A 22,766-nucleotide genomic window follows, 5' to 3' on the forward strand; every position below is an offset into this window, starting at 1 on the left:
AAAAAAACATAGTTATGATTTGTTCAACTCATAACTATGTTTTGAAAATTTCATAACTATGATTTTTTAATAGTATCTTCGCCGTATAAAACAAGCGAAAGAAGCACTATGTATCACGAATTTACCCCCTGCGCAGCCTTAGTGCCCTTTATCGACAAGTTCTGGGTGTTCAAAGGCTTTACCGACATCGGGACACGTTTTAAGATCCTCGCGGACGGATGCACCGACTTTATCTTCTCAATCGGTAACATGACCGTCCCTACGGACGAGCATTCGATGATCATGCAACCTTATCGTTCCTATTTCGTTGGTCCTATGCGGGTTTATTCGGATCTGACTGCCACGACAAATACCCTGCACATGCTGGGGGTTCGTTTTCACCCCTGTGGGCTGGCAGCTTTCACGAATGAGCCTTTGGGACAGTTTGCCGATCTTCGCATCCAGTCTTCAGATATTAACCTTTTATTCGATAATTCCTTTGCCGAGATGCTTTGCGAACAGCCGGACGATTCCGTCCGTATCCGCATTATCGAAGGCTATCTTATACGCCTTCTCACCCAATCCATTCAAGTAGACAGACAAATTATATACGCCACCTCATTTATAAAACAGTCTCGCGGACAGCTACCCGTACAAAACTTGATCGACAAGATTTGCATTTGCCAGCGGCATTTCCAACGTAAGTTCAAGGATACCACCGGATATACTCCCAAAGAATTCAGCCGGATCATAAAATTCCAATATGCCATAGAAGTACTGAGGAACGCCCCACACACGGACTTAAGCAGCATCGCCTTAGATTGCGGCTACTATGACCATTCCCACTTTATCAAAGAATTCAAGCGTTTAGCGGGAGACGTTCCCTCTTACTTCCTGACTTTACCAAATCCTACGGATGAACCGCTTACTTATATTTGATTAAAAATAAAATCGCAAGAATCTATCACATAAAAAGTCGTTTTTTTACAACCAGAAAGAATAGTCATTCCGTATGTTTGCACTATTGAACTTTTACAAATAAGAATCTTATGAATTACACTTTTGAACTAAAAGAACTACATGCTACACACATCGTGTATCTTCATCATCAAGGAGATATGAGCTTGATCCCAAGCTCTATCAGAAAGCTTATGCAATGGGCCGGGGCAAAAGGACTTATAAACGGTCCGGCAAATAAACTTATATCAGTTTACCAACACGAAGGAAAGGAGTTAAGTGTGGATATCGGTTTAACAGTGCCTCAAGAGGTAGAGGGAGAAAATGAGATCTCAAAAGGATTATTATCCGGAGGACTTTACGCGATCGGGCATTTTGAGATAGGAACGGATGAAATACCCGCCGCATGGAGCTTGATGTACACGCTTACATCCAAACACCAATGCAAACCTTGTGCGGGCAAATCATTCGAGATCTATCAAAGCATCCCCCTCGATCAACATCCACAAGATAAATGTATGATCGATTTATGTATACCCGTCCAGATGATAGACCTCAAGCTAATCGAGGAAAAAGCAATTTCCATATTAACGGAATGTGACACCGCTATGCTCGCGTCTGTTACGCAAGAGGGTTATCCCCGTCCGGTTCCTATGGGAAAAATAAAAGCGGATGGTATTTCCCAAATATGGTTCTCTACAGGCACGTTCTCTGATAAGACAATACAATTCCAACTCAACCCGAAAGCCGGAGTTTGCTTTATGAAAGGAGGAGACAGTATCGTGTTAACAGGTAAGGTCGAGATCGTTTCCGATATGGAAATCAAGAAAGCCCTTTGGTCTGACTGGATGTTCGCTCATTTCCCTGGAGGAGTAATAGATCCGAGCTATTGTATATTGAAATTCACTTCCGAAGAAGCGACTTATTGGATCGATAATGAATTTGTAAAAGCAAGTATATAAGTTATCACATCATACAATCGCGTCTAAAATATTAAAAATCTTGATTACCGCTAATTAGAGAAGACGGCAATCAAGATTAATTCATTTATTCACTTCAGAAACCTCTCTAGCTCTTATTATTCTATCGCCACATAAATCTGGGTTAATAAATCCTCCGGCTTCGTATTGCAAGGATCATTCAAGTAGATCTCGCCGCTAGGCACTTCCCGTAAGGAAAGACCCATCTCGGGGAGATATTTGCCGTAAAGCGTATCATACACAGCCCCTAATTGCTGATAAGTTCCCTTATAAAGAGCGACCATAAAACGCCCTTCCAATACCTTTTTCGTACCAATCTCCCCTTTAGGGCAAACCGAAGGAGCGACTTCCATACAAATATCGGTACGCAGCTTATCCGGTGAGGTCACTTTCGGATCATCATGGTACAAGCAGATCGGTGAAAAACTCAATGGCTGGATGTTTTGCTCCTTGGCGAATTGGAGCAAGCGCATCCAAGTTCCCAGATAATCAATTTCTTTATACCCTCCGTTTAGACGAATGTAGGCTACTTGTTTGCCGGGTAAATCTTTTACCTCGACCTTCAATTCCATATCGGGCATTATTCTATTCGGTTCCATAATTACATAATCTTTATTGTTTCTATATTCATTTGGAGAAATCCCATAAAACTGGCGAAAAACCTTAGACAAAGAAGAGGGTACGTCATATCCTACCTTATAGGCGATCTCCTTGACAGGTATTTCCGTGTAACGCAAAAGCCGAGCGGCCGTCTCGACCCGCATCCTAACGATAAACGTACCAACCGGTTCCCCTAAGAACTCCGCGAAGATCCGATGAAAATGCCAACGAGAGAATCCGGATATCTCCGCCAGCTTATTTAGATCGATATCCTCGCCTAAGTGATTATTTATGTATTCAACCAATACATTGATACGTTGTTGATACTCTGTCTTTGTCGTTGTCTTTATTCGCATGATTCTTAGGATTTCAAGGCAAAAGTAGAAGAATTATCCCGAACACACTTTTCCGATATTGCTAAAATGAACTATAAAGTAAAGATATCGTTTATTTAGCCCAAATCCGTTATCTTTACCATCTAAATTAAAATAGGAAACAATAACATGTTGAAAATAACAGCGCCTAGATTGGTAAAAAACTTACGGGAGGATGTGGACTGGATGGATTGTATATCCAGACAAGAGGATGATTTTACAGAATGTTCTTTCAATGGATTATGCGTCGAGGACGTATCTAAACAGAACCTATCCGTTAATTCCTGCTTATTCACCAATTGTGGTTTCATTGCTTGCAATTATCGTAAATCTCAGTTTAGCGATGTGGTATTTAAGAACTGTGACCTATCAAATATAAATTTATCCGGATGTGGCTTTTACCGGGTAGAGTTCATTGGGTGTAAACTTACCGGAACGAATTTCTCCGAATCAATCTTTAATCATACTACCATCCGGGATTGCAAAGGAGATTATGTAATCTTCTCCATGAGCAAACTCCGGAACGTATCTTTTAATCAATGCTTTTTACGAGGAGGCGGATTGGACAATTGCCAATTCACGAACGTAGAATTCGAACATTGTAATTTAGTAGAGGCCGAGTTTCACCGGACCTCTTTGAAAGGGATCGATCTTACTTCCTCCGAGATCGCCGGTATACGTATTGGCTCGATTCCCGGAGGAGAGTTGAAAGGTGCTACCGTAACCTCCTTACAAGCACTGGACATCGCTAGAATGTTAGGTATTACGATCAAGGATTAAAACTCCGGATGGCGTTTTAACCACACAACCGCATAGGAACAGGTAGCCAAAGGGCGCAACCCCTGTTCCTTTGCGTATTTATAAGCTGTTTCAACAAGAGTCGCCGCAATCCCACGCCCTTCCAAGTTTTTTGGGACAATGGTATGGATAATGTCCAAGGCATCTCCTCTTAAACGATATTCCACATAGGCTGTCAAGCCGTCTTCTACTACCTCGAAACGATGTTTCTCCGGATAGTGATTTACTGTATATTCCATTATTTATTCTTTTAAAGGTTCTATTTCCTTATTATTTGTATCAATCTCCTCCCGCTTATCCTTCTTTTTATCGAGACCGAAAAAGCGCTTTACCTTCGTGAAGAAACCTGCCACTTTCAAGGCCGCATCCTGTTCTTTTTTCGAGACTCCGACTGATTCCACCAAGGCTGGTCTTAGCATCTGCCATAGATAGTTAAACGTGGAATGATAGGGATCTCGCACGATTTCCATATCGACCTTACGCAATTTACTATCTTTTCGCTCCGGATGAGCCGGATTATTATCCCGTAGAACTAAGTTCGCCAATCTCGACAAGAAACCTTTTTGTGTGGTCTCTCCGTCTTTCTCTTTCAATAAAGCCACTTTCAATTTCCGGTACGGAAAGTCTAACCGTATCCGTCCTTTCCGGCTTGAGGCATCCATATGAAAGACCACATCCTGTGCCCAACCGCTCACTACTTCCGCCGGCGCCAGAGGTTTTACAATCTCATTCAAGGAAAGCAGGTCTAAGCTATCCAAACGGGCATCCAATAGAAAGCGGTCGTATAATGAATCTACCGGGAGTTGCCATGTAGCCGTAAAATGCCCCGATCCCATCAGGTTCCCGTCCGCATGCAATCTGATGAATTGCTCCGGATAGGAAACGATATTGGTCAAACCTAAAAATTGGCCGTTCATATCGGTAAAATAAAGCTTACCGGGCTTATCGCCTTTAACGGGTAATTCCTCATAAACCACGGAGAAATTGGCAACGGAAGCGGTATCTATCTTGAAACGGACCGGAGCCTTTTGTAAACCTTCATAAATCATCGGAACGATATGAGGCTCCACCGGGATCTTCCGGTTCTTTAAGTTTTGTAGTAAGACATCGTTTATCCAGAGTCCCCCCACACGTAATTCCTTGGTTGAGAAATATCCGGGAATATCCACGTCGTTCAATCTTACGTTCCCAACCTTCACGTCAAACCAATCTTGATGCTTAGGCTGTTTATAAGCGAATTCCATTTTAGAATAAGGCGAGACTAAATGTACGTGATCCAACCTCAAACCTGACTTTCTCAAATCCAGATCCCCGATCTTCAACCGGTAGAAGCCGTTATCCAACGGTATATCGATATCCTTTGTCTGTAGCTGAAGATCACCTAATTGAAACGTCTTCTTCTTCAAATCCACAAACACATTCTCCAAAGCCAATTGGATATCCTTTTGGCTCTCAGTCCGCAATATTGTCGTATCCGATCCCCAAGACATAGAAAAATCACCATCGGATAAATCAAATCGGTCAAACCCGATCTGATAGATGCTATTCTTGGGAATCCGGATTCCCGTTAATGAAATCAATGGGGTTGAAAAACGTATCGAGTCCTTTTTAGCGGCCAAGGTCACATCCTGTAGACGGAAAGAGCCGTTTACGGTGGATAGCGAACCTTTTCTTATAGTCACACGCAGATCCTTTCCCGGTAAGTAGTTATCGAAATCCCGGAAACTAAGACCAAAATGATCATACTTGAAAAACAATTGCCCACTCCGGTTCGTTTGCTCATCCACCAAGAAATTCGTGGCAAAGAAATTGAGGCTGTTGAGTCGGTACCGGGTCGTGTCATTTATCTCACGATCCTCCAATGTCACATTTGCGTTCTGAATCTGGATCTTACGGATGGAAAGATACCGAAGGAAAGGATTTAACAAACTCTCCACATCCACACGGCTATTTACAGATGTGCTTTTCCCTTTATCCGGAGATTCAACGGAGGGCGTTTTATAATAAACCAAGCGAGGCGACCGAATCATCAGTAAATCCGCACTAATACCTTTGTTGTACGCCAACCCGTCTATCCGGATCGTATCGATACTTCCCGACAAATAATCATTGCGGGAACGAACAGACAACGGACGCAGCCGCATGCTATCTATATGAAACGAGCCTGAGGCCGTATTCATCGCCAAGCGCTTGATATCGAACCGGTGATTACGAGCCCTCATGATCCCTTGTATATCATTCGCCTCAAACGCAATGGAACGAAAATAATTCAGTTCCTCGCCCGGAGCTACCAAGGAGTCGATCAGAAGACCTTCCGCATGGAAATTAAACTCAGGGATCGAGAAGTCCTCTATCTGCCCTTTCAAGGCTAAGGAATAGTGAAGGGCGGTTCGCTCTATTCGTATTTGATCCACGGATATACTATGTAGTACCGGGGAGATCACATCATATAACGATAAGGCTTGCACCAAAGAATCCGCATCGGCATTCGCCTGCTTCTTCTCCCGAGTCAAGTCATACACCTTGATATCCGAAGATTGTATCTCAAAATTACGGGCGGACAAATAGTTCAAGGCTTCTTCCCGTCTAAAGTGAATCCCTTGTATCTGTACGGTTTGCACTTTCCCTTCCAGATAATTCGTAGGTTTCCGATTGGTCTCCCCCCACAATAATTCTTGCGGAAGCAATTGGATTTTTTGGATATAGATAATGGAATCTTGGGTACTGAGGCATATACTATCCGTCTCCAACTTAAAATCATTATTTACCAACAAGGTTTGCGGCTGGTTCGTGACAAAATCGAAGTTATCGCAATACAACAGCTTCCCGCTCCGTGAAGAGGTAGAATCCAACATAAAACCATACGCATGGAAACTTACGTTATTCAACGTATAGATAATCGGCGAGACTTGGTTTTCCACATTATAAGAGATACTGGCATTTTCCAAGTTCAAGGTCTTTACGCTCAGGGCATCTATGTATGGAGAGATCACCTCATACAACGTCTTCGATTCAGCATGCTCTACCGTATCTGCCGCCAGTCCGGAAACTAACGGGTTTGATCCGGAAGAGCCGTATACACGAACCTCCGGCGAGCGGATCTCAAAGGTATTGAAATGGAGTTGCCGGTAATTCCATCGCCATACCAAATTAATCCCCTTAAAATCTATCACCTCAATCCGGGTACTTACATAGGTATCGGGTAAGCTATCCAAGGCGGCCCAATGTTCAAAGACCTTAGAGTCCGGCTCCAATGAAATACCCTCTAGCCTTAGCTCTCCCTTGAAGAAGCTAATAGAAAGCTTATCGAAAGAAAGGCGATAAAAACCATCCGTAGCATTCGCCGTACGCTCTATCAGTTCTCTTTTCAGGTACCGCTCCAAACGACCTGTCAGGAAAAGATTCAAAACTAGGAACAATACAGCCAGCGATAAAACAGCGATCACCGTATGTTTCAATATCTTCCTTATCCTAGAACTCATCCTTTCCTTGATTTTTGCGATATAAACTTCTTTTTATAAAAACAAAATAGACCCGTTTATGTTGCCTTTCATCTAATAAAAAAGCCCCGGAGTCTATTAACCCCGAGGCTTACGATCTATCGATTGTTACTTCATTTTACAAAAGGAGCCTTGATCAAATAGTCGGCGCAATCCTTCACACCCGCAAATTGAGTACGTCCGTCCGGCATCTGCTCCAACTCTACGAAATAGTCTTTGATTCCGTTCGCATACATTTGCTTGAATATCATCTCAAAGTTCATCATACCACTTTGGCCGAATACGGCACGATCCTTGATATGTAATACCTTGATACGATCCGGATGTTTCTGCATATACTCGACAGGATCGTTTTGTCCCATGACAGTCCAATAAACATCCATCTCGAAGTAAACCTTGCTCGGGTCCGTATCTTTCAGCATCAAGTCATAAATCTGGTCTCCGACTTTCATGAAAGCGGCGAAAGGATTTCCTTTCACCTTCTCCTGTTGCTCTTTCGTCGCAACACGATTGAACTCCATATTATGATTATGATAGCCAAAACCAGTGGCGATACCCTCCGCCTTGATAACATCCGAGGCCTGATTGAAAATATCGCAAACAAGTTTAGCCTCATCGTGCGTAGTAATCGTCGGCATCATCGGCTGGATCAAATATTTACAGCCTAGTTTCGCATGATCGGCAGCCGTAGCTTTCCAATACTCCATGATCTTTGGGGTAACCTCCTTCGAGTATTTGAAAATCATAGCCTTAAAAGGGTCAGAGATAGATGCGTCGACTGGATTCACGTGCGAGCTAATGATCTTCAAGCCTGCGTCTTCCGCCATTTTCTTGAAGTCCATCATAGGAACACCTCCGATAGCGCCTTTACCATAACCCGCCAACTCCAGCTTGGAGTATCCCATATCCTTCACCTTCCGAAGATTAGCGGCCACGTCGCCTTTATATAATTCTTGGGATAAAGAATAGATCTGCAAGCCAATCTCTTTGCTGGCATGGACCTCATCCACAACTCCCAACGCAGCGTTCTCCGCATTTACGGAACCGGCTTTACCAGCCAGCAATCCACCAGCGGCAAAGAGAGAGATATTTTTTAAGAAATCCCGTCTGTTACTCATAACATCATTCTATTTAAATAGGCTTATTTACAGAAATAAGGCAATGAATACGGGTTGCGATATTGATACCAGTACAAACGGTGGGAAGCCGCCTCCTTATCATTACCGAAGCTTAATGTAGCCGGGTTCCATTTAACCGGACGGCCTAGCTCACGGGCAATATTCTGTAAACAGCAAAGCGTATTCGTACTGCAACCTACCTCAACCGGAGCGATCGGGTTCTCACGTGAACGAACGCAGTCGATGAAGTTCTGCATATGCGGAGCGCTAGTCTCATAATTGCCAGCATCGTTACCCTTCTTTTTACTGTCTTTCAGCTTCTTCATATATTCCTCATACATCTTCTTACGCTCTTCCGGAGTCATCATTCTCGGGCGCTTCTCGATCAAGTTCTTCAGGTCGGAGGGGATCTTAGACTGATCAGAGCAGTTGATGTAGCCACGAGCTACCTCGATCCAACCGTTATCTCCGACAAACTTAATACCCTGCGCATCCGGATTATCCTCCAAATAAGGTTGTTCAGTCATTACGATACCATTCGCATAGCGCATAGTTGAATATTGTGTGCCATTGTATCCCTTGGGCGTAAACTCAACCGGACCAGAACCATCCATACCGATAGCAGCTTGGGCGATATCAAACATATGAGCACCCCAGTCAGCAGTATAGCCATTACCGGTCTCTTGATACCAACGCCATGCACCCCATAGTTTCTCGTTCTCTTCCGGATCCAGAGAAATAGGAGGACATAAATCGGGATGATAATGGATCTTCGGATCGTTCAACGGACCCATCCACTGATTGAAGTTCAAATTAGCGGGAACCGGCATTTCCGGCAAGCTCAGCGGCGTAGGAGGCTCACCTACACGTGCATATATTTTCTCTATATGACCGATGGCTCCATTCTGAACCATATCGATCGCAGCTTGGAACTCTTTGCTGGAACGTTGCTGGCTACCTACTTGAAGCACACGTTTGTTATTACGTACAGCCTTCACCATAGCCAAGCCTTCGGAGATCGTATAAGCCAACGGTTTCTGGCAATATACGTCTTTTCCGGATTGACAAGAATGGATGGTAGCCAAAGCATGCCAATGGTCCGGGGTAGCGACCTCGATAGCGTCGATATCCTTACGCTCCAGCAAATCCTCGTAAAACTCATATTGATCACAACGTTGGTTCATTCCCTTTGAAGCTTGCCATTCAGCGACACGTCTTCTGAAACGCTCTGTTTTCATCGTGTCCACGTCACAACATGCGGCAACCTGTACGCCCGGACATGCGGCAAATCCTTTAAAGTCTGATAATGCTTGCTGACCTAGGCCGATAAAACCTAAAACGACTCGATCGCTCGGAGCGATACGAACGCCATTCATGGCCCAACTGGGAAGAATTGTTAAACTAGCCAATCCTAGTGCGGAAAGACCCAAAAACTCTCTACGGCTTACGCCCTTCTTAGTGTTTTCTTTCATGGTAATTTTGTTAATAATATAAGATAAAATGTAACTTGGTCTGAGAATTATCGCCCCAAAGTTATAAAAAATAATTTATTTCCATAATAATCTTTTAATAAAAAAGGCTATCCTTGTCCGGGATAGCCTTATTTTGATTCATATCAATTCCTAAAACGCATATCCGAAGCCTACGTTCAGATAGATCGGATACATCCCGAAGGTAATCGTATCGAAATCCTTTTGGAAGATATCGTTCAATCCCCATGTCAAGTCAGCGTATACGATAAGGTGCTTAAACGCTTTCCATTCTGTACCGATCTGCGCTCCCCACTGAAACTTTCTTAAGTTATCCGAGAAATCATAGGAAGCACGGTTGTCACCAGAAAACTCCACCTTCGTACCGGTAGGATTGATCTCACGCAGATATCCGTCGTATACGTAGCCGGAGAAGTTCCGGTTTGTAGCGAACGAGACAAATGGTCCCGCCGAGAAACTCACCCGGTTATTCAATTGGTAAAGAGCCACGACCGGTATCGAGAAATAAGTGTTCTCCACTTTCGTCTGCACGCCGCCGGTCCAGTTTCCTTTCAGCTTCTCGCCACCGGAGCCAATGATCTCCATGCTGTAATTCTTAACCGTCGCTTTTGTCTCCATACCTTTATTCTCCAGACGGAGACCGATCATCATACCCCATTCCTTGCTCTCGCCGAACCATTTCTTGATATCGCCCTCTATGGAGACACAAAGCGTAGGGCGATAACTATCTATCGCACGAATCTCACGAGGCAATGGCACCGGAGCGGTTCCGCCGATATTGATACCAGCCTTTACCGTATATTCCAATCCCCTTAGGGAAGACCAGATTATTCCTTGGTTTCTTTCCTGCTGCGCCTTCAACGTAACGACACCCGACAAGCACAGTATACCTATTAATACTATATATCTTTTCATATCCTCTGTTTTTTTAGTTCTCACCGGACTGGATTATCTCAACCTCATCGATCCAAAGCGTGCTACCTTCCGCTCCCTCGAAGACATCACCTTTCAAACTCGAAGAGAAGACTATGGATAACTGATAACCACCTTTCGCCAGCTTATCCTTATCGATCACCTTACCGGGCTTAGCCACGAACGGGATATAGAAACGCGTCCACTCATCCGTCTCTTTCTGATCGCTGATCCGGGCAACGGATATCAGGTTCGGGCTTGTCAACCCGTTGAAACCATCCAAATATTTCACATTCTCATCCGTCTCATAGAAGATGGCGTAGATATCACATTGGTCTTTCTTACCTTTTACCTCCTCGCCATTCACTTTATACGACTCTCCCGCTTTATATTTATAATAACCACTCAAGTAAGTCGGCACATGATCGAAAGGACGTCCCAATCTCGTGCCTTTCCTTGCGTCCGGAATAGCGTTCAGCAAATCAAACGTACCGATGAAAAGGTTTCCGGCGGCGATAGGCATACCGAATCCGCTACCGAAACTACCCGTGCTGCGGGTCACCAACTTAGCGCATTTACCGACATATCCGTTATCGTCTTGCATGGTTGGGAAGTCTAAAGGCTCCAATTTATTATTGGTCAAGGCAAATCCGGCATTCCCGCTCGCCCAAGTCACGGAATCTCCATTCGATGTAAAGTCATAGAATATCTGGTAACGTCCATTCTTCGGCTCCATCGTTATATGCTCGAAATGATATTCCGTGCTTACGCCGGAGACGATACAACGCACCGTATAAGTCTTTGTCCAGTGACCATCCTCGGAAGTTACCGTATAGGTTCTCGGCGTCGTAAAATCAAAAGCGGAACCACTAGCCGGAGTGATAGTAGCGCCGGGAGTCAAGGTGAATACCGGGGCTAGGTTTGTAATATCGGCGTCACTTTTCACGGTCAGTGTCACGGATTCGTTGTCGATCTCCGGCTCGGCTTTCAATATATCGCCATCCACCGTACACGACAAGATATCCGCTTCCGCATTGGGCGCCTCCTCCCGGATACATGAAACAGAGATCATCACCATAAAAAAACAGAAAAGCAAATTTCGCAAAGTCATACTCTATACATTATATTATATACAACACATCGCCCTTTTAGGGTGAACATAATGCACAAAGTTAAACTATATTCTCCAATATCGCATCCCTATATCTTTTAATAACTTTTTTTACAAAGACGCAATGGTACATATCCTTACAATACCAACCTTACCGGACAGATATACTTCAAGTACCACAGGATATATACTTCAAGTGCCATAGGATATATACTTCATCGACTAAGTAAGTAGTTAAAAAGCTATTATCATTTGCGATTGTAAAGGATTTCGCTTAATATTGCAAATACTTTAAATCAATAGTAATACCATGACAACTCGAAGAGATTTTCTCCGGCAGACCGCTTTGCTCGGTGCCGGACTTTCCATCAGTCCTTTTTTCATTAAAGCTGGGAGTGCCGGTGTGGGCGCAAACGACAAGATAGGCGTCGGGCTTATCGGATGTAACGGCATGGGATTCGAAGACCTTAAAGCGTTCCTTCGTAATCCGGAAGTAGAGTGTATCGCCTTGTCGGATATCGATGAGAGCGTATTAAACAACCGGGCGGCAGAGACCGAGAAGATCACCGGGAAGAAAGTAAAGCATTTATATAAAGACTGGCGTAAATTGATAGACAATAAGGATATCGATCTCGTAATCGTAGGTACTCCCGATCATTGGCACTGCCTGCAAATGGTATCCGCTTGCCAAGCCGGGAAGGATGTGTATTGTGAGAAACCGCTGGGAAATAGTATCGAGGAATGTAACATTATGGTACGGGCGGCGCAGAAATACAACCGGGTCGTGCAGGTAGGCCAATGGCAACGTAGCGATCCGCATTGGCAGGACGCCATGCAATTCGTACATAGCGGACAGCTGGGTAAGATCCGCACCGTACGTGTATTCTCTTATCAAGGTTGGTGCCCCTCTATCCCCGTCAAGCCGGACGAGGCGGTGCCCGCCGGAGTGGACTATGATATGTGGCTGGGGCCGGCCCCGAAACGTCCGTTCAACCGGAACCGTTTTCATTTCACGTTCCGTTGGTTCTGGGATTACGCAGGAGGTTTGATGACGGACTGGGGCGTACATTTACTGGATTACGCATTGTATGGCATGAACGTCACCGCACCGGAGTCTATCATGGCTTCCGGAGGTAAATTTGGTTATCCGGATGACGCTTGCGAGACCCCGGACTTATTGCAAACCATTTATACATTCAAGGACTTCACCGTTATGTGGGATCATGCGATCGGCATTGACGACGGGGCCTACGGACGGAATCATGGCCTAGGATTCGTTGGCGAGAACGGTACCTTGGTGATCGATCGTGGCGGCTGGGAGGTTATTCCGGAAAAGGTAAACGGACAGGCCCGCATGGAGGCTGTTCCCTTGAAGAAGTCATACGGAGAGGGTGGCTTGAATTTGCATGCGAAGAATCATTTGGAATGTATCAAGAGCCGGAACCGGAATTGCAATGCCAGCGTAGAGATCGGGGCGCATATCGCCAAGTTCTCGCAATTGGGGAATATCGCTTATCGGACCGGGAAAAAATTATCTTGGGATGGAAAGAGTTTCCATGACGCGGAGGCGGATAAGCTGCTGTGCAAGGAATACAGGGCACCGTGGGAATTACCGAAAATATAAGGATCTAGTTGTAGAGACGGGGCGTGCCTCGTCTCTACAACTGGGTATTTATTGATGTTCGGGGCGTAACAGGTCGTTCACCGTCTTCACGGGGTTGAATGTCTCGATAGGAACTTCTACGAATACCGTGTTCCAGTCGCTCATGGCACCGTTCCACAAGCCCGGCAATTCCAGCGCTTTCAATTCGCGACCATCCTTGCTCTTATAAGAGATGAAGCCCGTATTCTTATCCACGTAATCCGGCAAGTTGTATTTCTCTCCCTTATAATTCTTAACGGCGCAAACCAAATCCACGGGATTAAAGTGAGTACCCTTTTCAAACATCGCCTTCTTAGCCGGATCGCTCATATCGATCTGGGAGCTTTCAAGCACCTGCAAGGAAACCGTACCATCCGGATTCTCCGCCAAGAACGGACCGCCACCCGGCTCGCCCACATTCTTCACCATACCGCATACACGCAACGGGCGAAGCAGTTTGCTCTTGATATACAGGATTAACTCGGCGTCTTCCAGTAATTTCGTATCCGGGTTCTTGATACATAGGTCGTCTTGCAAGAAATGAATCATCTCCTCTACCTCGGCATGGGTATATTTGCCGGTCTCGATCTGTTCCAGATATCTGAAGGCTTTCTCCTGCAATGTTACCAAGACACCGGCGATCACCTTCTTGTAGATAACCGTAGAGCATTTGAAGCTATCCGGAACCACGTTATCTATATTCTTGATAAATACCACGTCGGCATCCACATCGTTCAAATTCTCGATCAAGGCTCCATGCCCACCCGGACGGAACAATAACTTATCATTCTTATCGCGGAACGGCGTGTTATCCATAGCGGCCGCTACCGTATCAGTACTCGGTTTCTGGATACTGAAAGAGACATCGTATTTCACAGAGAACTTCTCCTCGTACTCGCCAGATTTATCGGCAACCAATTGCTCGAATAAAGCCTGATGCTCCGGAGATACCGTGAAATGGATATTCACCTCGCCGGCGTTATTCTTGGCGTACATGGCGCCTTCGGCCAAATGTTCTTCCATCGCCGTACGAACCGTATCGGCATATTTATGGAAAAGCAACAAGCCTTTCGGTAGCTGTCCGTAATTCAAGCCTTTCGGCTCCAATAAATTGGATACCACCTCCTTGTACTCGCCCAAGGCTACCAACGCAGGAATATCTTTCCCTGTATTCTCCACGCACTTCTTGTCCAAAGCCTTATAGAAAGCGAATTTCTCGATCTCGCTAAAGAATTTCTTCTCGAAAGCGTTCATCGGTTCCTTATAATCCGCAGAAAGGAACTCGTACAGATTCTTAAACATACGGCTAGCAGCGCCGGAGGCAGGTACGAATTTTACGATTTTCTTGTTTTTAGCCAGATAAGCGTCCCAAGCATCCATATAAGAAGCCTGTTCCTCTTTAGATATTACCATAATACCTTTTTCTACCGAAGCGGAGGCCGCTATCTCAAGGAAAGGGAAACCTTTTACGAAGCAAGCGAGTTGCTCTTCAATCTGTTTTTCGCTGATTCCTTTGGCTTTCAGCTGTTCTAAATCGTTTGCGTTTAACATAGTATAGTATTTAATGTGAATAATCTCATCAGTAACACCACAGGGCACTTATGCGCTATGTGTATCGCAAATGTATAAAATAACCGCAAGATACATGTTGAAATTCCATAGAAAAAAGTATTTTTACAGCATGTTTTGCGGTTTGTCCTCAACCGGGCAATAAAAATGATATAACTATGGATACAATTGGATTCTTTACGTCTGAGGAAAAGAAGCTGTTCTTCTCCAAATACAGGCTCCTGTTACGAAACCTTTACTCTTTCCTCGAGAGGGAAGATATCCGGAAGATGAAGGAGCTGATGAAGCGGGTTGTCGCCCTCGATTGCTACGGCAGGGATAAGAATGGTATCAACGGTTTATTGCGAAATATTGACACGGCCTTGATCGCCACCTTGGAGATTGGCTTGAAACGTACCTCGGTCATCGCCCTCCTATTATACCGCCCGGTATTGAAGAAGGCGATCACGATAGAGGAAGTGGAGCAGAAATTCGGAGCGGACGTGACCTTGATCATCCGTCGCCTCTTGAAGACCTCCGACCTGTATGCCCGGAACACCGCCGTCAACTCGGAGAATTTCCATCATTTGCTTTTCTCGTTTGCCGAGGACGTACGTGTGATCTTGCTTATGATCGCCGACCGCCTCTGCCTCATGCGTATGGGAAAACAGATGCAAGAGGATGATCGTATCCGGCTGGCTACCGAGGCCTCTTATTTGTACGCTCCCCTCGCCCACCGGTTGGGCTTATATACGATCAAGAGCGAGCTGGAAGACCTTTCCCTGAAATACACGGACAGGAAACAGTATGACTTCATCAAACGGAAACTGAATGAGACGAAACGCTCCCGCGACGCTTATATCGCCGAGTTCATCGCCCCGATCAAGCGGAAGCTGGCAGCGGCAGGATTCAAGTTCGATATCAAGGGGCGTACCAAATCCATACATTCCATTAATAACAAGTTGAAAAAGCAGCAGGTGGAATTCGAGGGTATCTACGATCTTTTCGCTATCCGGATCGTATTGGATACGCCGCTGGAGAAGGAACGCTCGGAATGCTGGCAAGTCTACTCCATCGTCACCGATATGTACCAGCCCAACCCGAAGCGTATGAAGGACTGGATCTCCATCCCGAAGACCAACGGTTACGAGAGCTTGCACATCACGGTGATGGGCCCGCAAAATAAATGGGTGGAGGTGCAGATCCGTACGAAGCGGATGGATGAGATCGCCGAGCGAGGCCTGGCGGCGCATTGGAAATACAAGGGCGTGAAAGCGGAGAGCGGGCTAGACGAGTTCTTGAATACCGTACGTGCCGCCTTGGAGGCCAAGGAGAATAATCCGCTCGACTTGATGCAGGATTTCAAGATGGATCTATATAAGGATGAGATCTACGTCTTCACGCCTACCGGCGAGCTTATCAAGCTGGCCAAGGGAGCGACGGTCCTCGATTTCGCCTTTGCCATCCACACGAAGCTGGGAAGCAAATGCGTATCGGCTAAAGTGAACGGGAAGAACGTACCGATCAAATACACCTTGAACAACGGCGATAGCGTATCCGTGATCACGTCGCCGGCGCAAAGCCCGAAGCGGGATTGGCTGAACTTCGTCGTCACCTCCAAGGCCCGCGTGAAGATCAAGCAGGCCTTGAAGGAGGAGACCGTGAAGGCCGTGGAGTTCGCCAAGGAGATGTTGCAGCGCCGCTTCAAGAACCGGAAGATCGACATGGACGAGCCAACCATGATGCGCTATATCAAGAAGAAAGGATTCAAGACCGTCACGGACTTCTACATCGAGATCGCCGAGGAACGCCTCGATCCCAACCAAGTAATCGACGAATATCTGGAGGCTTTCCGCAAGGAGACGGAGACGAACGAGCGCACCGAGGTGCGTAGCGCGGAGGAATTCGTGACCACGACTCCGGTGGAGGAGATATCGACGAACAAGGATGTCTTGGTGATCGACAAGAACCTGACGGGTATCGAATATAAACTCGCCAAATGCTGCAACCCGATTTATGGCGACGAGGTTTTCGGTTTCGTCTCCACGCAAGGTATCAAGATACACCGCATGGATTGCCCGAACGCCCAAGAGATGTTCAGCCGCTTCGGTTACCGGATCATCCGCGCAAAATGGAGCGGCAAGGGAGACAATGGCTATACGGTTACGTTGCGGGTGATCGGACGGGACGATATAGCGATCGTCACCAACATCACCTCCGTGATCGGAAAGGAATCGAACGTCACGCTTCGCTCCTTAAACATCAACTCGGTAGACGGATTATTCCAAGGTAACTTTACCGTATTGGTAAGAGATACGACCGCATTAAACTTGCTGACGAAAAAGATCAAGGCGGTAAACGGCGTGAAAACGGTAGAGCGATTAAATTCTTAGATAGTGTACTGTGCACGAAGTACCGTAGTACTCTGTACGAAGTACTACAGTACCCTCTAGGAAGTACCGCAGTACTTCGTACAGGGGACTGGGCCAACTGTACGGCTGGGCCTTGTGACTATACCCGGATCACAGAATCGGCTTCAGCCCCATCTTCTCCGCACGTTGTATTAGGAACTGCCGGGCCGCCTCATACTCGTTCGGGATCACGCCGTCGAGGATGGCGTTCTTGATCGCCTCTTTCAGCACGCCGACAGGCTTGGAGGGAGCCAAGCCAAACGTCTCCATGATCTCCTCGCCGGATACCGGAGGCTGGAAGTTACGGACACGGTCTTTTTCCTCTATATCGGCCAGCTTCTCACGCACCTTTCGGAAATTGTTCAAGAAACGGCGAACCTTCTCCGGGTTCTTGCTCGTGATATCGGCCTCGCACAGTTTCATCAAATCGTCGATATCATCTCCCGCATCGAACAGCAGACGGCGGATCGCCGAATCCGTCACCTCATCGTCCGACAAGGCGATCGGACGCATATGCAGGCTTACCATCTTCTGCACGTACTTCATCTTCTCGTTCATCGGGAGTTTCATCTTCCTAAAAATACCGGGGATCATCCGCTCGCCGATAAAATTATGATTATGGAACGTCCATCCCAAGCGAGGGTCGAAACGCTTCGTGGCAGGCTTGGCGATATCGTGGAAGAGGGCGCTCCAACGCAGCCATAGATTATCAGAAGTCTTGCTCAAACGATCCAGCACCATCAAGGTATGGGCGAAATTATCCTTATGCCCGATCCCCTCCTTGGTCTCCACGCCTTTCAAGGCGCAAAGCTCGGGGAAAATCAATGGCAACAGTCCGCATTTATCCAGCAAGTCGAAACCGATAGAGGGCTTTGGCGAGAGGACGATCTTGTTCAACTCGTCCACGATACGCTCCTTGGAGATGATGGAGATACGCTCCCGGTTGCGGATGATGGCGTCGAAGGTATCGGGATCGATAAAGAAACCTAATTGAGTGGCGAAACGAACCGCGCGCATCATCCGGAGCGGATCATCGCTGAAAGTAACATCCGGGTCTAAAGGCGTACGGATCGTAAGCTCGTCCATATCCTCCAACCCGCCGAAGGGATCGACCAATTCTCCGTAACGCTCCTTGTTCAGGCAAAGGGCCAAGGCGTTGATCGTGAAATCGCGGCGGTTCTGGTCATCCTCCAAGGTGCCGTCTTCCACGACAGGCTTACGGCTGTCATGGCTGTAGGATTCTTTCCTTGCCCCCACGAATTCCAGCTCCAGATCGCCGGCTTTCACCTGCGCCGTCCCGAAATTCTTGAAGACGGAAAGATAAGCGCCACGCCCGATCTTTTTGGCCACTCGTTTGGCCAACTCGATACCGCTGCCAACCGCTACCACGTCTATATCCTTGGATGGGCGGTTCAAGAAAATATCCCGCACATATCCGCCTATTACATATACCTCAACACCTAGCTCTTCCGCCGCCTCCGATATCAAATGGAAAGGCTTCGCGGATATATGATTTACTATCTCTTCCTCGTTTATATACATATTTATGTATTCCAAATCCAATAAAGAGCGCAAAGATAATCAAATTTCATGTACTTTTGCGGTATCAAATACATTGAACGAGAAAGATATGAAAAAGTTAGCGATCTGTATAACGCTCATTGCCGCTATTTTAACGGGCTGTAACGGAGACGAGAAAGCGGCTCAGGCCCGTTTGGACAAGGCCCGGGCCATGTACGAGAATAACGAGTTTTTCGGGGCGAAGAACGAGATAGACAGTATCCGGGCGCTCTATCCCAAGGAAGTAAAGGTACTGAAGCAAGGATTAACGCTTATGCGCCAAGTAGAAGTAAAGGAGGCGGAGCGCAACATCGCTTTCTGCGACAGCTTACTCCCTATCAAGCTGGAGGAAGTAGAGGGATTGAAGAAAGGCTTCGCTTTCGAGAAGGATTCCGTTTACGAGGAAATCGGCAATTATATCTGGAAACAGCAGACGATCGAGCGCAACGTGCAACGTTGTTACGTACGTTGCGGCGTGAACGAGGAGGGCGAGATGTATCTGGCCAGCGTATATTACGGCGGACGCCCCATCGAGCATACGGGAATCAAGCTGAGCCTGAAAGACGGCCAATTCGCCGAGACCGCTTCCATCCCGTACGACGGCGGACTGAATTACCGCTTCAAGGATATGGGAAGCACCACGGAGGTAGTGACCTACAAGGGGGAGCACTGCGTCGATGCCGTCAAGTTCATCTACGATAACGAGAAAGAGCGGATCAAGGTGGAATACACGGGAGGCAAGCCTTACATTATATATATGGCGGACGCCGACAAGAAAGCGATCGTCAACACCTTCAACCTCGCCACCGTATTAAGCGATATCAAGAGCATGAACACCTTGAAAGAGAAATCAGAGAAGAAAATCGCTTATCTAAAGAATAAACTGGAGGAGTAGAATCCCTCCATACAAATGGCCTACCTATAAACAAAGCACCGGGACCCCTACCATACAGTAGGAATCCCGGTGTTAGTATACAAACTGATATCCACTATCAGTTATTCATCATTTAACGACTACCTTCTGAGCGGTCTCGCCATCAACGGAAACTACCACGATACCTTTCGATGCCGGCATCACGAAGTTATCTGAAGAAGCGATAGCGGAAGCGGTGGTCTGACCTAAGATGTTAGACAATGTAACCATCTTGCCTGCCGCGTTCAAGACCGTAACGCTAGCCTCGCCAGCGATTACCGTGAAGCTGGCAACCTCTTCCAATTGTTCGTTGGAAACCGGAGTCGGAGCATTCTCGATCGTGAACGGAACGCCAACATTAGACATTACCACAACATTGTTTACCACACCTACATAAGGAGTCTTCAACTCGCCCGCAGCCACAGTGCGATTCAGCTCTTTCTGGTTCTCCAATAAGTAACCACCATCCTGAGTTGTCTTGAAGGCGAACAAAGCGTTGTTATCCAAAGACGGAACGATATTCGCTTTATCGCTGAAGCCTACACGGTAGTAAGTAGCGCCATTGCTAACGAATGTCTCGTTAGAATCCCGCAAGGATACCATATAGTAGCGAGGAGAAACAGCTTTGGTAGTTGTCTCCGGCGTATAGATCGATGTCGTGATGAAATACAACGGTTTACCAGCGATCACGGTATCGGCTTCTTGAACCCATAAAGAGAAGTTGTCAGTCTCATAAGTTGACTTCAAGATATCTTGGCCTTCGTTCTTCACTTCGGCGAAGAAATTCAGCGGATTCATCGCCAAGAACTTACCATTCGTACCGAAACGCTTGTGAGAATTGTCGATAGAAGCGTACTCCGGAGCCTCTACAGCGACAAAGTCGAAGTAGTTAACCTTATCGGAAAGGATCAGGTTCGCCGTATTCACGTTCATAAAGACATATTGGGTGGTCGCGCCTACCCTTGTAGCCATCTGGTATTTGCCACCGGTCGTAGCCGTATTGAATACGAATTCCAACGGAGCGGTATAATCAGATAATTTCAACGGTCCGCCATTCTCGCTGGCAACCAAATCATTGCTGAAACGTTCTTTCAACATATAAGTCGCATGATACAAGGTATCACCTAAAGCACGGGCACCTAAACCATCCGTTACATTCTGTACGGAATCTTGGCTAACCACGATACGAAGAGCGGCTGCGTTCGCTGCGTCACCGGATTTAATCATCAATACGGAATCTGAAGTAAACGCATACAGATCGTCTACGCCCGGAGTACCGGAGATCAAGTTCAATACATAACCATTATCGGCGAGTTCCTCCGCAGAGAAGTGACGAGTACCCAAGAATTTATCCTTTAAATCCACATTCGCTTGATATTCCACCGTAATAGAATCGGTGCTACCCCCAAATGTATAGGTATTGGCCATACCTTGAACGGCGAAGATCTCCTCGTTAGAGATAATAGTCGTATTCGTATTACGGTCTACAACCGAATACATTCCGTTGTTTTCCTTGATATACCATTGTCCCTTCGGTTGATAAATAGAAGGTTTGAAACCTGCCGCAGTTACCAATTTATCGGAAGCGGCACTCTTATCGTAAGCGACAGCGTATTGTCCGCCCTTATCGCCCTTGCTCGCGCTCTTCAAGAAGTATACGCCTGTACCTGTAGCGATCGTAGAAGGAGTTCCCTTCGTTACGGTAATAACAGGAGCGGCTCCTTGAGCAGGTTGAGTAGAACCCGACTGCAAGTCAGATACGGTCAAGGCTTTCGTCTCGATCACGCTGGCATATACGACACGTACGTTCGGAACGGAGGTCATCGGACTTGCGTTCACGGTCGGAGCGGCAGCGGCATACATAGCCAAAGCATCGTTCTTCAAGTTGATCGTGAAATAGAATTTCTGGAAATCAGCGTTACCCAGTGTATGCAAGCCACTAGCGTCATAGGTGGAGTCAGCCGTAAACTTAGCCCCATATACACCGGTAGCACCGGCGATCACATTCTTCAATGTATCGACACCTAAGTATTTTGCTTTACCATCACTAAATACTTGGTCACCTTGGATTTGCAAGGTCACATATTTAGCGTTCGCAATAGCGCCTGTAGCGGGAGCCGCCGTATTCTTCGCTATCAAGTTCTTACCCTCGAAGATATTTCCTTGATAATTTCCTCCAAACGTCAATTGAAAGACTTGGAAACCATCCCCTAGCTCACTTGCGCTCAAATACATAGCGTCGCTAGGAGCCTCTACGGTAAATTTCGTAGAAGAAGCAGAAGAACCTAAGCTCAAGTCTGTCCCAGCTACATCCAACGCCAAGATTTGATTGTCTCCGTAATAAGCCTGAATAGCGCTACCACCGGCAGCGTCAGAGAATGTCCACTGATTCACGCCCGATGTGATAACAGGCTTTGCCGTAGATGAAGCCGCAAACGACAAAACGGCCTGTGTCTTCTTGTTCTTGAATTGATACACAGGACCAGCAGGAGTCGTGCCCGCATTCGTGATTTGCCACAAGGCAGAATCAATAGCGGCTTTGGTAGCGTCTGACGCCAAAGTTTTAACAATTACTGAGTCGGCTTTCTCACCACTTAAAGACAAAACGGAAGAACCTGTCTTTAAATAATAATAGTTACCGGCTTTCCACTGAGCCTCCGGAACGGTCGTACTCGACTGAGCATTAGCCGAGAATACGCCCGCAACCATCAGGGCCGCAGCAATAAGAGTACATTTTTTGTCCATAATCAAATAGATTTTATTTATTAATCACAGTCTAAACAGGGGTTGTTTAGAAAAGGTTTTGAGGGCGTATGAGATTAACAATCGATTTAGCGTCTTATAACAAAAATCGTCCTATTCTCACGAACAGG

16 protein-coding genes and 1 pseudogene are annotated in these 22,766 nt (G+C 46.4%); 7 read left to right on the plus strand and 10 right to left on the minus strand.

Annotated elements, in window-relative coordinates:
• Nucleotides 1–108: 108 nt before the first annotated feature.
• The 3 genes and pseudogenes from NBH07_RS07055 to NBH07_RS07065 all read left to right on the plus strand — a co-directional run bounded on the left by NBH07_RS07055 (nucleotide 109) and on the right by NBH07_RS07065 (nucleotide 1,898).
• Entirely contained in the window at nucleotides 109–918 is an 810-nt protein-coding gene (locus tag NBH07_RS07055) for a helix-turn-helix domain-containing protein (protein ID WP_009018125.1), read from the plus strand.
• 110 nt (nucleotides 919–1,028) lie between these two features.
• Nucleotides 1,029–1,466: pseudogene (locus tag NBH07_RS07060) on the plus strand (AraC family transcriptional regulator); the annotation flags it as partial.
• 15 nt (nucleotides 1,467–1,481) lie between these two features.
• The gene (locus NBH07_RS07065) at nucleotides 1,482–1,898 is read left to right on the plus strand and encodes a pyridoxamine 5'-phosphate oxidase family protein (RefSeq protein WP_229038695.1); all 417 of its coding nucleotides are present in this window, start codon (nucleotides 1,482–1,484) and stop codon (nucleotides 1,896–1,898) included.
• A 116-nt stretch (nucleotides 1,899–2,014) separates the two neighbouring features.
• Here NBH07_RS07065 and NBH07_RS07070 read toward each other — a convergent pair whose 3' ends face one another.
• A complete protein-coding gene (locus tag NBH07_RS07070) occupies nucleotides 2,015–2,872 on the minus strand; it encodes an AraC family transcriptional regulator (RefSeq protein WP_009018123.1) in 858 nt (285 codons plus the stop codon).
• A 147-nt stretch (nucleotides 2,873–3,019) separates the two neighbouring features.
• On the opposite strand from NBH07_RS07070, the gene NBH07_RS07075 reads away from it, so the two are divergent.
• Complete coding sequence (locus tag NBH07_RS07075) at nucleotides 3,020–3,670, plus strand: pentapeptide repeat-containing protein (protein WP_005854501.1); 651 nt, start codon at nucleotides 3,020–3,022, stop codon at nucleotides 3,668–3,670.
• On the opposite strand, the gene NBH07_RS07080 is transcribed toward NBH07_RS07075, so the two are convergent.
• The 6 genes from NBH07_RS07080 to NBH07_RS07105 all read right to left on the minus strand — a co-directional run bounded on the left by NBH07_RS07080 (nucleotide 3,667) and on the right by NBH07_RS07105 (nucleotide 11,819).
• Nucleotides 3,667–3,927, minus strand: a complete 261-nt coding sequence (locus tag NBH07_RS07080; RefSeq protein WP_005864416.1) for a GNAT family N-acetyltransferase — start codon at nucleotides 3,925–3,927, stop codon at nucleotides 3,667–3,669. The genes NBH07_RS07075 and NBH07_RS07080 overlap by 4 nt on opposite strands.
• Nucleotides 3,928–3,930: 3 nt before the next feature.
• Nucleotides 3,931–7,170, minus strand: coding sequence for an AsmA family protein (locus tag NBH07_RS07085; RefSeq protein WP_009018122.1), 3,240 nt, complete (start codon nucleotides 7,168–7,170; stop codon nucleotides 3,931–3,933).
• Nucleotides 7,171–7,301: 131 nt separating this feature from the next.
• Nucleotides 7,302–8,306 (minus strand): sugar phosphate isomerase/epimerase family protein, encoded by a 1,005-nt coding sequence (locus NBH07_RS07090; RefSeq protein WP_009018121.1) that lies wholly within the window; start codon nucleotides 8,304–8,306, stop codon nucleotides 7,302–7,304.
• A gap of 23 nt (nucleotides 8,307–8,329) precedes the next feature.
• Nucleotides 8,330–9,778, minus strand: a complete 1,449-nt coding sequence (locus NBH07_RS07095; protein WP_005864413.1) for a Gfo/Idh/MocA family protein — start codon at nucleotides 9,776–9,778, stop codon at nucleotides 8,330–8,332.
• Nucleotides 9,779–9,928: 150 nt separating this feature from the next.
• Nucleotides 9,929–10,711 (minus strand): porin family protein, encoded by a 783-nt coding sequence (locus NBH07_RS07100; RefSeq protein WP_005864412.1) that lies wholly within the window; start codon nucleotides 10,709–10,711, stop codon nucleotides 9,929–9,931.
• Nucleotides 10,712–10,724: 13 nt separating this feature from the next.
• Nucleotides 10,725–11,819: a PCMD domain-containing protein gene (locus NBH07_RS07105; protein ID WP_005854489.1), complete on the minus strand. Its 1,095-nt coding sequence runs from the start codon at nucleotides 11,817–11,819 to the stop codon at nucleotides 10,725–10,727.
• A gap of 310 nt (nucleotides 11,820–12,129) precedes the next feature.
• On the opposite strand from NBH07_RS07105, the gene NBH07_RS07110 reads away from it, so the two are divergent.
• Nucleotides 12,130–13,443 carry a Gfo/Idh/MocA family protein gene (locus NBH07_RS07110; protein ID WP_009018120.1) on the plus strand — a complete coding sequence of 438 codons (1,314 nt, stop codon included), beginning with the start codon at nucleotides 12,130–12,132 and terminating at the stop codon, nucleotides 13,441–13,443.
• 48 nt (nucleotides 13,444–13,491) lie between these two features.
• On the opposite strand, the gene NBH07_RS07115 is transcribed toward NBH07_RS07110, so the two are convergent.
• Entirely contained in the window at nucleotides 13,492–15,012 is a 1,521-nt protein-coding gene (locus NBH07_RS07115) for a DUF4301 family protein (protein ID WP_009018119.1), read from the minus strand.
• A 176-nt stretch (nucleotides 15,013–15,188) separates the two neighbouring features.
• On the opposite strand from NBH07_RS07115, the gene NBH07_RS07120 reads away from it, so the two are divergent.
• Nucleotides 15,189–17,402 carry a RelA/SpoT family protein gene (locus tag NBH07_RS07120; protein ID WP_009018118.1) on the plus strand — a complete coding sequence of 738 codons (2,214 nt, stop codon included), beginning with the start codon at nucleotides 15,189–15,191 and terminating at the stop codon, nucleotides 17,400–17,402.
• Between the two features lie 129 nt (nucleotides 17,403–17,531).
• On the opposite strand, the gene NBH07_RS07125 is transcribed toward NBH07_RS07120, so the two are convergent.
• Entirely contained in the window at nucleotides 17,532–18,962 is a 1,431-nt protein-coding gene (locus tag NBH07_RS07125) for a CCA tRNA nucleotidyltransferase (protein WP_005854484.1), read from the minus strand.
• 88 nt (nucleotides 18,963–19,050) lie between these two features.
• Here NBH07_RS07125 and NBH07_RS07130 point away from each other — a divergent pair, with 88 nt between their 5' ends.
• Nucleotides 19,051–19,875, plus strand: a complete 825-nt coding sequence (locus NBH07_RS07130; RefSeq protein WP_011966674.1) for a hypothetical protein — start codon at nucleotides 19,051–19,053, stop codon at nucleotides 19,873–19,875.
• 108 nt (nucleotides 19,876–19,983) lie between these two features.
• On the opposite strand, the gene NBH07_RS07135 is transcribed toward NBH07_RS07130, so the two are convergent.
• Nucleotides 19,984–22,638, minus strand: a complete 2,655-nt coding sequence (locus NBH07_RS07135; protein WP_156682429.1) for a DUF6383 domain-containing protein — start codon at nucleotides 22,636–22,638, stop codon at nucleotides 19,984–19,986.
• Nucleotides 22,639–22,766 lie beyond the last annotated feature (128 nt).

Source organism: Parabacteroides sp. B2-S-102, from assembly GCF_023656665.1.
Taxonomy (GTDB): Bacteria; Bacteroidota; Bacteroidia; order Bacteroidales; family Tannerellaceae; genus Parabacteroides; species Parabacteroides distasonis.